Source organism: Streptomyces sp. DvalAA-14, assembly GCF_900091855.1.
GTDB lineage: Bacteria > Actinomycetota > Actinomycetes > Streptomycetales > Streptomycetaceae > Actinacidiphila.
Genome location: NZ_FMCH01000185.1, coordinates 38788 through 50457 on the forward strand (window position 1 = coordinate 38788; position 11670 = coordinate 50457).

Annotated in this window: 12 protein-coding genes and 1 pseudogene; 12 read left to right on the top strand and 1 reads right to left on the bottom strand. The window is 72.3% G+C overall.

Annotation, left to right across the window (positions count from 1 at the left end; all coding sequences use genetic code 11):
- The first annotated feature begins 62 nt into the window (after nucleotides 1–62).
- Both prcB and prcA read left to right on the top strand, forming a co-directional pair.
- A complete protein-coding gene (prcB, locus tag GA0115240_RS09255; protein WP_093736175.1) occupies nucleotides 63–908 on the top strand; it encodes a proteasome subunit beta in 846 nt (281 codons plus the stop codon).
- A gap of 110 nt (nucleotides 909–1018) precedes the next feature.
- The gene (gene prcA, locus GA0115240_RS09260; RefSeq protein WP_093736176.1) at nucleotides 1019–1765 is read left to right on the top strand and encodes a proteasome subunit alpha; all 747 of its coding nucleotides are present in this window, start codon (nucleotides 1019–1021) and stop codon (nucleotides 1763–1765) included.
- Nucleotides 1766–1920: 155 nt separating this feature from the next.
- On the opposite strand, the gene GA0115240_RS09265 is transcribed toward prcA, so the two are convergent.
- Entirely contained in the window at nucleotides 1921–3084 is a 1164-nt protein-coding gene (locus GA0115240_RS09265) for a LacI family DNA-binding transcriptional regulator (RefSeq protein ID WP_256069628.1), read from the bottom strand.
- Between the two features lie 175 nt (nucleotides 3085–3259).
- Here GA0115240_RS09265 and GA0115240_RS09270 point away from each other — a divergent pair.
- The 10 genes and pseudogenes from GA0115240_RS09270 (at nucleotide 3260) to tatC (ending at nucleotide 11491) form a co-directional block, all read left to right on the top strand.
- A pseudogene (locus GA0115240_RS09270) lies at nucleotides 3260–4511 on the top strand (MFS transporter).
- 9 nt (nucleotides 4512–4520) lie between these two features.
- Nucleotides 4521–5882 (top strand): Pup--protein ligase, encoded by a 1362-nt coding sequence (gene pafA / locus GA0115240_RS09275; RefSeq protein WP_093736178.1) that lies wholly within the window; start codon nucleotides 4521–4523, stop codon nucleotides 5880–5882.
- An 84-nt stretch (nucleotides 5883–5966) separates the two neighbouring features.
- Nucleotides 5967–6983, top strand: coding sequence for an FKBP-type peptidyl-prolyl cis-trans isomerase (locus tag GA0115240_RS09280; protein ID WP_093736179.1), 1017 nt, complete (start codon nucleotides 5967–5969; stop codon nucleotides 6981–6983).
- A gap of 49 nt (nucleotides 6984–7032) precedes the next feature.
- Nucleotides 7033–7404: an FKBP-type peptidyl-prolyl cis-trans isomerase gene (locus GA0115240_RS09285; RefSeq protein ID WP_093736180.1), complete on the top strand. Its 372-nt coding sequence runs from the start codon at nucleotides 7033–7035 to the stop codon at nucleotides 7402–7404.
- Nucleotides 7405–7544: 140 nt separating this feature from the next.
- Nucleotides 7545–8486 carry a helix-turn-helix transcriptional regulator gene (locus tag GA0115240_RS09290; protein WP_093736181.1) on the top strand — a complete coding sequence of 314 codons (942 nt, stop codon included), beginning with the start codon at nucleotides 7545–7547 and terminating at the stop codon, nucleotides 8484–8486.
- A 42-nt stretch (nucleotides 8487–8528) separates the two neighbouring features.
- Nucleotides 8529–9455 (top strand): helix-turn-helix transcriptional regulator, encoded by a 927-nt coding sequence (locus GA0115240_RS09295; RefSeq protein WP_093736189.1) that lies wholly within the window; start codon nucleotides 8529–8531, stop codon nucleotides 9453–9455.
- A 10-nt stretch (nucleotides 9456–9465) separates the two neighbouring features.
- Complete coding sequence (locus GA0115240_RS09300) at nucleotides 9466–9726, top strand: hypothetical protein (protein WP_093736182.1); 261 nt, start codon at nucleotides 9466–9468, stop codon at nucleotides 9724–9726.
- 18 nt (nucleotides 9727–9744) lie between these two features.
- The gene (locus GA0115240_RS09305) at nucleotides 9745–9948 is read left to right on the top strand and encodes a hypothetical protein (RefSeq protein WP_093736183.1); all 204 of its coding nucleotides are present in this window, start codon (nucleotides 9745–9747) and stop codon (nucleotides 9946–9948) included.
- A gap of 215 nt (nucleotides 9949–10163) precedes the next feature.
- Entirely contained in the window at nucleotides 10164–10448 is a 285-nt protein-coding gene (gene tatA, locus GA0115240_RS09310; RefSeq protein WP_093736184.1) for a Sec-independent protein translocase subunit TatA, read from the top strand.
- A gap of 110 nt (nucleotides 10449–10558) precedes the next feature.
- The gene (gene tatC / locus GA0115240_RS09315; protein WP_093736185.1) at nucleotides 10559–11491 is read left to right on the top strand and encodes a twin-arginine translocase subunit TatC; all 933 of its coding nucleotides are present in this window, start codon (nucleotides 10559–10561) and stop codon (nucleotides 11489–11491) included.
- Nucleotides 11492–11670 lie beyond the last annotated feature (179 nt).

The following is an 11670-nucleotide window of genomic DNA, read 5'->3' on the forward strand; positions in this document are numbered from 1 at the left end:
GATGGATGTCCGGCCCGCGGGTAGGGTCCGTACCGACTTCATGATCGTGTGGAAGGAAACGTGTGGAAGCCAACACTCGAAGCACCGGGCGACTGCCGGCCGCCTTCCTGACGCCGGGCTCGTCCTCGTTCCTCGACTTCCTGGGCGATCACTCGCCCGAGCTGCTGCCCGGGAGCCGGCCGCTGCCGCCGATGAAGGGGGCGATCGAATTGCCGCACGGCACCACGATCGTGGCCGCCACCTTCGAGGGGGGAGTGATCCTCGCCGGTGACCGCCGCGCCACGATGGGGAACATCATCGCCCAGCGCGACATCGAGAAGGTCTTTCCGGCCGACGAGTTCTCCGCGGTCGGCATCGCCGGCACCGCGGGCCTCGCGGTGGAGATGGTCAAGCTCTTCCAACTGGAGCTGGAGCACTACGAGAAGATCGAAGGGGCGACGCTCTCCCTGGAGGGCAAGGCCAACCGCCTGTCCACGATGATCCGCAGCAATCTCGGCATGGCCCTGCAGGGTCTGGCCGTGGTGCCGCTGTTCGCCGGATACGACACCGAGCGCGGCAAGGGCCGCATCTTCTCCTACGACGTGACCGGCGGCCGCAGCGAGGAGCACGGCTTCGCGGCCACCGGCTCCGGCTCGGTGTTCGCCCGCGGCGCCCTGAAGAAGCTCTACCGGCGCGACCTCACCGAGGGTCAGCTGGCCACCGCGGTCATCCAGGCGCTCTACGACGCGGCGGACGACGACTCGGCCACCGGCGGCCCCGATCTGACCCGCCAGATCTTCCCGATCATCACCGTCATCACCGAGGACGGCTTCCGGCGGCTCGCCGACACCGAGGTGGCCGAGATCGCCCGGGCGGTGGTCGACGCCCGCCTGGAGCGCCCCGACGGCCCCCAGGCCCAGGTGCTGTGACGGCCGGTCAGCCGAGCGGCGGTCAGCCGCCGCACCACCCGCCCGCCCCCGCAGCCCCGGGGGCGTCGCGGTGCCCCCAAGCGCCGACAGCAGAAAGGCACGGTTAGCCGGTGTCCACGCCCTTTTACGTTTCGCCGCAGCAGGCCATGGCGGACCGCGCCGAGTACGCCCGCAAGGGGATCGCGCGCGGTCGCAGCGTCGTCGTGCTGCAGTACACCGACGGCATCGTCTTCGTCGCCGAGAACCCGTCCCGCGCCCTGCACAAGGTCAGCGAGATCTACGACCGGATCGCGTTCGCGGCGGTCGGCAAGTACAACGAGTTCGAGAACCTGCGGATCGGCGGCGTCCGCTACGCCGACCTGCGCGGGTACACCTACGACCGCGAGGACGTGACGGCCCGCGGCCTGGCCAACGTCTACGCCCAGACGCTGGGCACCATCTTCTCCAGTGTCGGCGAGAAGCCGTACGAGGTGGAGCTGATCGTCGCGGAGGTCGGCTCGGCCCCCGAGGACGACCAGATCTACCGGCTGCCGCACGACGGCTCGATCGTCGACGAGCACGGCGCGGTCGCGGTCGGCGGCAACTCCGACCAGATCGGCAGCTTCCTCGACCAGCGGCACCGGGACGGCATGACCCTGGCCGAGGCGCTCGCGCTGGCGGTGGAGTCCCTCAGTCGCGACACCAACGGCGGCGACCGGCAGCTCACCGCCGAGCAGTTGGAGGTCGCGGTGTTGGACCGCACCCGGCCGCAGCAGCGGAAGTTCAAGCGCATCCTGGGCCGGCAGCTGTCCCGGCTGCTGGACACCGAGAGCGCGGCCACCGCGCAGACCGACGACCCCTCGGACGACGAGGCCTAGTCGGCCCCGGCGGCAGCCCGGTCTCCGGCCTGCCGCGCCACGACGGCGCAGCACGGTGCCCCGGCTTCCGGCCGGGGCACCGCCGCGTTTCGGGCAGCCTCACGGCCGGGCGGCCGCAGAGCGGCGGGGCGGCCGGGCCATGCTCGGGCGGGCTCTCAGCGCGGGGGCGGGCCGGTGGAGGCGCGGACGACCAGCTCGACCGGGAGTTCCACCGGAAAGTCCAGCGGAAAGTCCGGCGGGAGATCCAGCGGGGATGGGGCCGATGGCCCGTCCGGCCCCGGGAGCCCCGGGAGCCCCGCGCCCGGGGCGCCGCCGTCGCGCCGGGCCAGCAGGGCCAGCAGCGCTCTCATCCCGGCCGCGCCGACCGCCTCGGCGGGCAGCCGGACCGTGGTCAGCTCCGGGTCGATCGCGGTGGCCAGCGCCAGATCGTCGAAGCCGGAGATCGACAGATCACCGGGGACGTCCAGGCCCAGCCCCCGGGCGGCCTTGCAGGCGCCGGCCGCCAGCACGTCGGAGTCGCAGATCAGCGCGGTGGGCCTCGGCCCCGGCCGGGACAGCGCCCGCAGCGCCGCCGCCCGGCCCGGCGCCACGTCCAGCGCCGACCGCTCGGTGTGCAGCAGCACGGCCCCGGGGACCCGGCTCAGCTCGGCGGCGACGGCCTGGGCCCGCACCCGGAAGGTCCAGGCGTCCACCGCACTGGCCAGATGGGTGAACCGCCGGTGGCCCAGCGTCAGCAGATGCCGGGTCACCTGGCGGATGCCGTCGAAGACGGCCAGGTTCACCGTCGGGGCGCCGCCGCGCGCCCCCGGGTCGCTGTCGAGCATCACCAGCGGGAGCCCGCCGTCCGGGTCCCGCTCCGCGGCCCCGCCCGCGCCCCGGCCTCGGCCCGCGTCCCCGCCGTCGGCGATCCCGGCCAGCGCATCGGCGGCCATCGAGGAGGCGATCACCCCGTCGATCGCGGCGCGGGCCGAGCCGAAGGGGTCCCGGGCCCGGCCGATGCCCTCCGGCGAGGGGTAGAGGACCAGCCCGAAGCCGTGCTCGGCCGCCACCCGTTCGGCACCCGAGTAGACCCGGGCGAAGTACTCATGGGTGAGCGCCGGCACCACCAACAGCGCGGTCCTGGTCCGGCCCAGCCGCAGGTTCCGGGCGGCGAGGTTCGGCCGGTAGCCCAACTCGCCGGCCGCCGCCCGGACCGTGTCCGCGGTCCGCTCCGAGACCCGCCCCCGCCATTTGCCGCCCAGCACCAGCGACACGGTGGCCTGTGACACCCCGGCCGCCCGCGCCACGTCCCGCGAGGTCGGCCGCGCGCTCCCGGTCACCGTCTCCCGCCCTTCCCGCCGTCCGCGAGGCCCGCGCCGAACCGGCCCCGGCCGCCGCCGGACCGGTCCGAGGAGGCCGAGCCGGCCCCGGGCCGTCCCACGGGTGGACCCGTGAGCTGCCGACATGGTACGTATGACGCTCGGGCGTTATACGTAACACTTCAGCGGGAGCAGCATGGCGGCGACGGGATACGGCGAACTGCTGCGGACGCGGCACGCCGCTCGACTGCTGGGCGGGACCCTGCTGGGGCGGCTGCCCAACGCCATGGCGGCGCTGGCCATCGTGCTCTTCCTGCGCTCGCGGGGGCGCCGGCTACGGACTGGCCGGCACCCTGTCGGCGGTGTTCGGCCTGGCCGTGGCGGTCGGGCAGCCGCTGCTCGGGCGGGCGGTGGACCGGCGCGGCCAGCCGCGGGTGATGACCGCGGCGGCGCTGCTGTCGGCGGCCGGCTTCGGACTGCTCGCCGTGACCGGCCCGCGGCCGCTGCCGCTCGCGGTGGCCGCCGTCGTACTGGCCGGGCTGGCCACCCCGCCGCTGGAGGGCGGCCTGCGCGCGCTGTGGCCCTCGGTACTGCGGCACGAGGAACAGGTGCAGAAGGCGTACGCGCTGGACGCCGCCGCCCAGGAGGTCCTGTTCACCATCGGGCCGCTGCTGGTCACCCTGGCGGTCGCCGCCGCCTCCGAGGCCGCCGCGGTGGTGCTCACCGGGCTGCTCGGCGTGGCCGGCACCCTGGTGGTGGTCAGCTCCGGACCGTCGCGGAGCTGGCGGGCACCGGCCCGCGAGGCGCACTGGCTGGGCGCGCTGCGCTCCCGGGGTCTGGCCGTGCTGCTCGGCGCCTGCCTGTTCATCGGCATCGCGCTGGGCGCCTTCTCCCTGGCCGCCGTCGCCTACGGGGACGCGCACGGCGGCGACGCCGCCACCGCCTATGTGCTGGCCGCCAACGGGGCCGGCGCGCTGGCCGGCGGTCTGGGCTACGGCGCCCGCGTCTGGGCCGGCGTTCCGGAGCGGCGGCTGCGGCTGCTGTCCCTGGGCCTGGCCGCCTGCTACCCCCCGCTGCTGCTGGTGCCCGCCCTCGGCTGGATGCTGCCGCTGGCCGCCCTGTCCGGATTCTTCCTCGCGCCCACCTTGGCCTGCGGCTTCCTGGTGGTGGACCGGCACGCCCCGGCGGGCACGGTGACCGAGGCGTTCTCCTGGGTGGTGACCGCGATCGGCGTGGGCGCGGCGCTGGGCACCGCACTGGCCGGCCTGGTCACCCAACACGGCGGCAGCGCCGCCGGATTCGCGGTCAGCGCGGTGAGCGGCCCGGTCGCCGCGCTCGTACTGCTCCTCACCAGCCGAATCCTGACGATTCCAAACCTCGAAACTCGCTCGGAAAAAGATCGAAACGGTGGGGTCGAACCTCGTTTCAGCACCACGCATCAGGCGTAATGTTCAGACATGGACCGCCGCATTTTCGGGCTGGAGAACGAGTACGGCGTCACATGCACGTTCAGGGGACAGCGGCGTCTGTCCCCTGACGAGGTGGCGCGGTACCTCTTCCGCCGTGTCGTGTCATGGGGCCGAAGCAGCAATGTTTTCCTCCGCAACGGTGCCCGCCTCTACCTCGACGTCGGCTCGCACCCGGAGTACGCCACTCCCGAGTGCGACAACGTCACCGAACTCGTCACGCACGACAAGGCCGGTGAGCGCATCCTGGAGGGCCTTCTGGTGGACGCCGAACGGCGCCTCCACGAAGAGGGCATCGCAGGCGATGTGTACCTCTTCAAGAACAACACCGACTCGGCCGGCAACTCCTACGGATGCCACGAGAATTACCTGGTCGCCCGGCACGGGGAATTCTCCCGGCTGGCGGACATCCTGATTCCGTTCCTGGTCACCCGGCAGCTGCTGTGCGGGGCCGGCAAGGTGCTGCAGACCCCGCGCGGAGCGGTCTTCTGCGTCAGCCAGCGCGCCGAGCACATCTGGGAAGGCGTCAGCTCGGCCACCACCCGGTCCCGTCCGATCATCAACACCCGCGACGAGCCGCACGCCGATGCCGAGCGCTACCGGCGGCTGCACGTCATCGTCGGCGACTCCAACATGTCCGAGACCACCATGCTGCTCAAGGTCGGCGCCACCGACCTGGTGCTGCGGATGATCGAGGCCGGCACGGTGATGCGCGACCTCACCCTGGAGAACCCGATCCGGGCGATCCGCGAGGTCAGCCACGACATCACCGGCCGCCGCAAGGTGCGGCTCGCCTCCGGCCGTGAGGCGTCCGCCCTGGACATCCAGCAGGAGTACTACTCCAAGGCGGTGGAGTTCTGCGAGCGCCGCGGCATCCGCAGCGGTGTCATCGAGCAGGTGCTGGAGCTGTGGGGCCGCACCCTGGAGGCGATCGGCAGCGGCGACCTCGACAAGATCGGCACCGAGATCGACTGGGTCATGAAGTACCAGCTGATCGAGCGCTACCGCAACCGCGACAACATCACCATGTCCCACCCCCGGGTCGCGCAGATAGACCTCGCCTACCACGACATCCACCGCCGCCGGGGGCTCTACTACCTGCTGGAGCGCAAGGGGCAGGCCAAGCGGATCTGCAGTGATCTGAAGATCTTCGAGGCCAAGTCGGTACCCCCGCAGACCACCAGGGCCCGGCTGCGCGGCGACTTCATCCGCCGCGCGCAGGAGCAGCGACGGGACTTCACCGTCGACTGGGTGCACCTCAAGCTCAACGACCAGGCGCAGCGGACCGTGCTGTGCAAGGACCCGTTCCGGTCGGTGGACGACCGGGTGGAGAAGCTGATCGCCGGGATGTGAGCGCGCGAGCGCACCCCGTAGGGTGTGGGGCGGCGGAATCCGAGACCGCCGGCCCCACTCCCCACGACCCGAACGAGGAACCCCGTGCGCCGACGCTCCGTACTGCTCGCCGTGCCCGCGCTCATGCTCACCGCCGCCGGCTGCGGCAGCGGGGACGGCACGAGCGATTCGGCCTCCTCACCTTCGGATACGCCCTCGGACACCGTCTCGCCCACGACCACGCCGTCCGCGGCCGGGACCCCCACCACGAAGATCGTCGCCGGGCCGGTGCCGGCCGTCACCGGGGGCAAGAACTTCGACCAGAAGCCGACTGTGGCCAAAGGCAGCGGCACCCCGTCGAAGGACCTGGCCGTCAAGACGCTGATCTCCGGCGACGGCCCGGCGATCGTCTCCGGCGACTTCGTTCAGGTGAATTACCTCGGCCAGGTCTGGGACACCGCGAAGGTGTTCGACACCTCCTTCGGCCGCGCGCCCTACACCAACGTCATCGGCCAGGGGAAGGTCATCCCGGGCTGGGACCAGGGCCTGGTCGGCCAGAAGGTCAAGAGCCGGGTCGAGCTGGCGATCCCGCCGGCCCTCGGCTACGGCAGCTCCGGCAACTCCCAGGCCGGCATCAAGGGCACCGACACCCTGGTCTTCGTGGTGGACGTCCTGCAGCGCTTCAACGCCAAGAGCTCCGCCACCGGCGCCAAGGTCGCGCAGACCGACGCGAGCCTGCCGAAGGTCGGCACCAACACCGACGGCAAGGCCCCCTCCATCGACGTGCCCAAGGGCAAGGCCCCCACCAAGCTGGTGGCGAAGTACATCCTGGAGGGCGACGGCCCGGTGGTGAAGGCCACCGACACCCTGCTGCTCCAGTACAAGGGCGTCCTGTGGAACACCGGCAAGGACTTCGACGCCTCCTACTCCCACGGCCAACTGGCCGCCTTCCCGCTCCAGCAGCTCATCAAGGGCTGGCAGCAGGGCCTGGCCGGAAAGAAGGTCGGCAGCCGCGTGATGCTGGTGACGCCGCCCGACGTGGCCTACGGCAGCACCGCCAACCAAGGCATCCCGGCCAACTCCACGCTGGTCTTCAGCCTCGACATCCTGGCCGTTCTGTGAGGTCTGCAAGACTGTCCGGGTTGCCCGCAACAGCACAAGGAGCACCGAAGTGAGCATCGAGAAGCCCGAGGTCGACTTCCCGGGCGGCGAACCGCCGGCCGACCTGGAGATCAAGGACATCTGGGAGGGCGACGGTGCGGTCGCCACCGCCGGGGACACCGTCTCCGTCCACTACGTCGGCGTCGCTTTCTCCTCCGGCGAGGAGTTCGACGCCAGCTGGAACCGCGGCACCCCGCTGCGCTTCCAGCTCGGGGTCGGCCAGGTCATCCCCGGCTGGGACCAGGGCGTGCAGGGCATGAAGGTCGGCGGGCGCCGCCAGCTGACCATCCCCGCCCACCTCGCGTACGGCGACAGCGGCGCCGGAGCGGCGATCAAGCCCGGCGAGACGCTGATCTTCGTCTGCGACCTGGTCGCGGTCTGAGCGGCGGCTGAGCGCGACCGAGGGCCCCGCCGACCGGCGGGGCCCTCGGCTTCGGCCCGCGTGCTCGGCTTGGGCCCGCGCAGCCGGTAGCGGTAGGTTCAGCGATCGAGGCAGGGCGACCGAAGGGTGCAGGGTGCGGGATGGCGATCGCCAAGGCGGAGCGGCTGATGAATCTCGCGCTGTGCCTGATGAACACCCGGCGCCCGGTGAGCAAGCGTGAGCTGCGCGCCTCCATCGAGGCCTACCACGAGGTGACCTCGGACGACTCGTTCAATCGGATGTTCGAACGGGACAAGGACGACCTGCGGGAACTCGGCCTGGTCATCGACACCGTGGAGAGCCTGGACGGCGACTACGGCTACCTCGCCCGCAGCGACCGCAACCGGCTGCCCGACATCGCGCTGGACCCCGAGGAGGCCGCCGCCCTCGGCCTGGCCGCCAAGGTCTGGCAGCAGGCCCGGCTCGCCGAGGCCGCCAGCGGCGCCCTGCAGAAGCTGCGCGCCGCCGGAGTGCCCTACGAGGCCACCAGCAGCGTGCTCGAACCCCGGATCCCCGCCCCCGAGCCGGCCTTCGAGGCGCTGATGCTGGCCACCCGCGAGCGGCGGGCCGTCGCCTTCGACTACCGCAAGGCCAACGCGGTCCGCCCCGAACCCCGGGTGGTCGAGCCCTGGGCGCTGGAGTGCTGGCGCGGCCACTGGTACGTCGCCGGGCACGACCGAGACCGCGGCGCGGTGCGGGTCTTCCGGCTGTCCCGGATCAGCGGCAAGGTCCGCGGCCGCGGCGCCTTCACCGCCGAGGTGCCCGACCACGTCGATGTCCGCGAGGCCGTCGCCCGCTGGGCCGGCGAGGGGGTCACCGCGGCCACCGCCCGGATCCGGCTGCGCCGCGACAGCGGCTACCCGCTGCGCTCCCGGGCGGTCACCACCACCCCGGTCGACGCCGAATGGGACGAACTGGAGATCCCGTACGGCCACGGCCTCGACGCCTGGCTCGCCGAGTTCGGACCGGACGTGGTCGTGCTGGCCCCCGAAGAGCTGCGCGGCGAGGTCCTGGAACGGCTGCGCGCGGTGGCGAAGGGCTGAGGGGGATTCGCTGTGAGCAACGCGATCGATCAGACCCGCCGGATGCTGTCCCTGGTGACGTATCTGCGGGAGCGGCCCGGGGCGCGGGTCAGCGAAGTGGCGCAGGCGTTCGGGGTGACCGAGGCGGAGCTGATCGGGGACCTCAACGTGCTGCCGCTGTGCGGCACCAGCTTCCGCGGCGGCGACCTGCTGGACATCGACACCGACGGCGAACGCATCTGGTGGCACAACCCGGGCACCGCCGACGACGTGGCGCAGCCGCTGCGGCTGGCCGCCGACGAGGCCACCGCGCTGCTGGTCGCCGCCCGCGCGGTGGCCAACCTGCCCGGCCTGCGGGACCGCGACCGGCAGGCGCTGCTGCGGGCCGGCGCCAAGCTGGAGACCGCGGCCGGCGAGGTGGCCGACTCCAGCGCCCAGCTGTCGGTGACCTTCGAGTCCGAGGGCAGTGTCTTCGCCACCGTGGACCGGGCCATCACCGAGCGCCGGCTGCTGTGGATGCGCTACTACTCGCCGGCCCGCGACACCCTGACCGAGCGCCGGGTGGACCCGATCCGGCTGTTCACCGTCGGCCACACCTACTTCGAGGGCTGGTGCCGGCTCTCCGAGGACCACCGCACCTTCCGGCTGGACCGGGTGGCCGAGATCGAGCTGCTCGACGAGCCGTCCGACCCGCCGCGCCTGGAGCCCCGGGACCTGTCGCAGGGCCTGGTGCAGCCGGCCGGCGACGACCCGGAAGTGGTGATCGAGGTCGGGCCCGGCGGCCGGTGGGTCGCCGAATACTATCCGCACGACAGCGCCGACGAGCTGCCCGACGGCGGCCTGCGGATCACGCTGCGCACCCCCGATCCCGGCTCGCTGCGCCGCCTCGCGCTGCGCCTGGGCCGCGACGGCCGGATTGTCTCGCCCGCCGACCTGGCCGGTGACGCGCGTGACGCGGCGGTCAAGGCCCTGGCCGCCTACGGGGAGTGAGGGAGCGACGATGACGATCACCACCGCCTGCCCGCCGCAGTCCGCACCGGGTCCGGTGCTGTTCCGGGCCGGCTGCCCGCACTGCCGGGAGAACTTCGAACTCACCGCGGGCGCCCTGCGGCTGGCCATCGGCGGCTCGGCCCGCACCACCTTCTACTCCTTCAGCTGCCCCGCGTGCGGCGAGGCGGTCCGCAAGCCGGCCGGCGATCGGATCGTGGAACTCCTCACCACCGGCGGCGTCCGGACGATGCGGCTGCACGCCGCCCGCTGAACGGTAGGCTCACGCGCCATGTGGTGGCTTTTTCTGTACGTCGGCCTGTCGACCGCGGGGCTCCTGGTGCTGGGAGTGCTGGCGGTCCGGGTCTTCCTGGCGGTGGGCGAACTGTCCCGTCAGGTCGCGCTCGGCACCGAGGCGCTGACCCGGGCGGGCGAGCGGCTGAGCCGGGCCGCGACCCCGATGGCCGAGCGGGCCGGCGAGATCTCCCGCCGCTGAGCCTGCCGCGCCGGCGCGGCAGGAGGGTAGTCTGGCCGGGCGGCCCGACCACGGAGCGCGGCGGGGGCCGCAACCGGGTGGATTCCGGAGCATTCCCCGGTGTTCACCGGTGCACGCTACGATCACAGCCTGCGTGGCCGCCGGACACCGGTCCGGCGCCGGGCAGCCGAAGACGCAAGGACCACGCCGCCCCCAGGTGAGAAGGTAGACCTTTTATGCTCGGCAATCTCAAGCCCCTCGAGATCGTCCTCATCCTTCTCGTCATCGTTGTTCTCTTCGGTGCCAAGAAGCTCCCGGACGTCGCCCGCTCGCTCGGCAAGTCGGCCCGCATCCTCAAGAGCGAGGCCAAGGCGATGAAGAACGACGGCGGCACCCCCGCCCCCGCCGAACAGCCCGCGCAGGAGCAGGTCGCGGCCCGTACGATCCAGGCCGCGCCCGGCGACACCGCCAGCGCCCGCCCGGTCGCGGAGCCGGCCGACCGCACCACGACGCAGGCCTGACCCAGACCGCGATCCAGACCGGCCTGCCACCCCCGGTGTGACGGCCGCCCCCTGGTGAAGGACGAAGCCGGCGCGCGTCGCTGAGGCTGCCGTACGAGACGAGGACGTGGGTGCTCAAGACTGCCCGCAAGCAGGAAAGGGACCCCGAGGGGCGGATGCCTCTCGCGGACCACCTGCGTGAGCTGCGCAACCGGCTGTTCAAATCGGTCCTGGCGATCATCGTCGTGACCATCGTGGCCGCGTTCTTCTACAAGAACATCATCGAGCTGCTCCAACACCGGATTCCGACCAACGTCCGCTGTGTCAACGGCGCCGACCACCAGCCGCACGACGCCGACGCGTCCTGTGCCCAGATGACGGTCAGCGGTCTGCTGGGCGGTTTCTCGATCGCGCTGAAGGTCTCGCTGATGGCCGGCGTGGTCGTCTCGTCACCGGTCTGGCTGTACCAGCTGTGGGGTTTCCTCGCCCCGGGTCTGCACAAGAACGAGAAGCGCTACACGCTCGGCTTCGTCGGCGCCGGGGTGCCGCTGTTCCTGGCCGGTGCCTGGCTGGCGTACGAGATCCTGCCGCAGACCGCCAAGATCATGATCGGCTTCGTGCCGAACGACACCACCAACCTGCTGCCGCTGGACGACTTCCTGGACCTCGTCGTCCGCCTGATCGTCGTCTTCGGCCTCGCCTTCGAACTGCCGCTGGTGCTGGTGCTGCTGAACTTCACCGGCATCGTCACCGGCCGCCGCATGCTCGGCTGGTGGCGCGGCATGGTGATCGGCATCACCGTCTTCGCCGCGGTCGCCACCCCCACCGGCGACCCGCTGACGATGTGCCTGCTGGCCGCGCCGATCGTCTTCCTGTACTTCATGGCGATGGGGATCTGCTTCTTCAACGACTCCCGCAAGCTGCGCCGCCGCGCGGCCGACCCGGACTTCGGACTGGACCCGGACGAGGCGTCCGCGCTGAGCCACATCCCCGAGCAGATCTCCACCCAGCCCTTCGACGAGGGCGAGCGACACGGCGACGACGGCTACGACGACGCGACCTGACCGGGCCGCCACGGCGGGCTGACCCCGGGCCGGGCGCCCGGGGCCGCCGGTGCCCGACCGGGCCGCCCCCGCGCTGCTCCGCGCGGCCCTCACTCGATCGGCCGAATCCGGGATAAGGTCCGCGCGTGCCCAGCGAGATCACCCTCTTCGTCAACCCCACCGCCGGCCGCGGCCGGGGC

What these genes read in the sequence shown, in the direction of transcription:
- tatA (WP_093736184.1), top strand. Translation starts at nt 10,164, where the DNA reads ATGCTCGGCAATCTCAAGCCCCTCGAGATCGTCCTCATCCTTCTCGTC.
- GA0115240_RS09305 (WP_093736183.1), top strand. Translation starts at nt 9,745, where the DNA reads ATGTGGTGGCTTTTTCTGTACGTCGGCCTGTCGACCGCGGGGCTCCTG.
- GA0115240_RS09300 (WP_093736182.1), top strand. Translation starts at nt 9,466, where the DNA reads ATGACGATCACCACCGCCTGCCCGCCGCAGTCCGCACCGGGTCCGGTG.
- GA0115240_RS09290 (WP_093736181.1), top strand. Translation starts at nt 7,545, where the DNA reads ATGGCGATCGCCAAGGCGGAGCGGCTGATGAATCTCGCGCTGTGCCTG.
- pafA (WP_093736178.1), top strand. Translation starts at nt 4,521, where the DNA reads ATGGACCGCCGCATTTTCGGGCTGGAGAACGAGTACGGCGTCACATGC.
- GA0115240_RS09295 (WP_093736189.1), top strand. Translation starts at nt 8,529, where the DNA reads ATGCTGTCCCTGGTGACGTATCTGCGGGAGCGGCCCGGGGCGCGGGTC.